At 62.2% G+C, this 2,129-nt stretch carries 1 protein-coding gene; it reads left to right on the top strand.

Annotated elements, in window-relative coordinates; translation table 11 throughout:
* Nucleotides 1-2,062: TIGR03936 family radical SAM-associated protein (locus NW837_RS12705; protein ID WP_414332004.1), on the top strand; the 2,062-nt coding region annotated here is incomplete at its 5' end.
* Nucleotides 2,063-2,129 lie beyond the last annotated feature (67 nt).

The following is a 2,129-nucleotide window of genomic DNA, read 5'->3' as shown; positions in this document are numbered from 1 at the left end:
GCCCCGCCGAGAGGTCTTGCTGGAGCTGGCCCAGGTGCTGGGGGTGTACGTGCCCCAGTTTTACGAGGGGATCCCGCCTCGACCCATTGTGCCTGGGGTGCCGGAGCGCATCCGCCGTCGGGTGGCCCTGCCTCAACCCCAATACTCCGTCGGCCTGGTGCCTTTGGTGGAAACCGTCCACGACCGCTTGGTGATGGAAGTGCGGCGGGGCTGCACACGGGGCTGCCGATTTTGCCAGCCGGGCATGCTTACCCGCCCAGCGCGGGATGTGGATCCGGAAGCAGTGGTGGAGGCTGTGGTGCAGGGCTTGCGCAAGACCGGCTACAACGAATTTTCCCTCTCTTCTCTCAGTTGCTCCGACTACCTTTCCCTGCCGGCGGTGGGAGCGGAGCTGCACAACCGTCTCCTCAGAGAACACATTGCCCTTTCCCTGCCCAGCCAGCGGGTGGATCGCTTTGATGAGCAAATTGCCGCCATCATGAAGGGATCCCGCCGCTCCGGCCTCACCTTTGCCCCCGAAGCTGGCACCCAAAGGCTGCGGGACATCATCAACAAGGGCCTCACCGATGCCGACTTGATTCGCGGCATTCGCACCGCCGTCCAAGAGGGCTGGGACAAAATCAAGCTCTATTTCATGATTGGCCTGCCCGGCGAGACCGACGCCGATGTCCTGGGGATCGCCCGCACCGTCGAGATGCTGCAGCGAGAATGTGCAGCCCTGGGTCGCAAGCGGGTGGAATTTACCCTCACCCTCTCCAACTTCACCCCCAAGCCCCACACCCCCTTCCAGTGGCACCGGGTAGACTATGCCGACGTGCAGCGGAAGCAGGCCCTGCTGCAGAAGGAGCTGCGCCGGCTACGGGGAGTCAAAGCCCACTTCACCGATATCCGCTTCAGCATCCTGGAAGACTTCATCGGCAAAGGGGATCGCTCCCTGGGACAGATGATCGAGCGGGCTTGGCGGGCCGGTGCCGGCATGGATGCCTGGTGGGAAAGCATCGACACCGCCTATGCTGCCTGGGTGAGGGCCTACTGCGGCGAAGAGGTGGATCCTGCCGCCGATCCGGTCGCCCTCTGCGCCCATCTCCCCATCCGGGAATTGGGCCTGGAGGATCCCTTGCCCTGGGATCACATCGATACCGGCATCGACAAAAAATGGCTGCAAAAAGACTACCGCCGCGCCCTGGAAGCCCTCACCGTGGAAGACTGCTCCTTCGAGGGCTGCTCCGCCTGCGGCATCTGCGGCCCCGGCTTCGGCCACAACATCGTCATTCCCCCTCCGCCCGTCCCGCCCCTGCAGAGCAAACCCACCCCCACCCCGGATCCCCTGGAGCCGGAGCCACCTGCCCAGCGTTTCCGCATCACCTACGGCAAAACCGGGGATCTGCGCTGGCTGGGCCACCTGGATCTCATGCGCCTGTGGGAACGGGCCTGTCGGCGAGCGGGGTTACCTCTGGCCTTCAGCGGCGGCTACCACCCCATGCCCCGCCTGGCCAACGCCAACGCTCTGCCCATTGGCCAGGAAGGCTATGGCGAAATCCTGGATCTGGAGCTGCTGGATCGGCCTGAAGGTCCTCTGACGCCTGAGAAACTGCGCGCCCTTCTGAGCGAACAGCTGCCCCCGGAGATCCCCATTCAAGCTGTCCAAGAAATTGGCCTTCGGGATCCCTCTGCCACCGCAGCCGTTTACGCCGCCGAATATCAGCTTACGGTGAGCTGCGAGTTGCCCAAAGCCATTTGCGTCAGCGGGATGGAGTCCTCTTGGCCTGCCTGGGTTACCCAGATTCTGGATGCGCAGGAAATCTGGATTGAAAAAACCTCCAAGTCTGGCAAGTCCTCTCCCTTCAATGCCCGCGCCCTGCTTTACTACCTAGAGTTTCAGGGCCTGACCCCCGAGGGCAGCGCTTGCCTCCTTTACCGGGGCAGTTGCCGCAACGACGGTGCCTACCTGCGGCCCACCCATCTGGTTCAAATGGCCGAGTCATTGGGGTTGCCCCACTGGACACTACAGACGGCAAAGCGGCTGCGCCTGTTGTGGGAGCATGACTCTAGTCAACAATAAGCTCAACTATACTGAAAATAATGTATAATATGTTCAGTACGGATTACTACCAGTTGATCTTTCTGTT

Source organism: Synechococcus sp. R6-10, assembly GCF_047461815.1.
Classification (GTDB): domain Bacteria; phylum Cyanobacteriota; class Cyanobacteriia; order Thermostichales; family Thermostichaceae; genus Thermostichus.
Note: the sequence above shows the minus strand (reverse complement) of the source record. Positions and strands in the feature narration are given on the sequence as shown.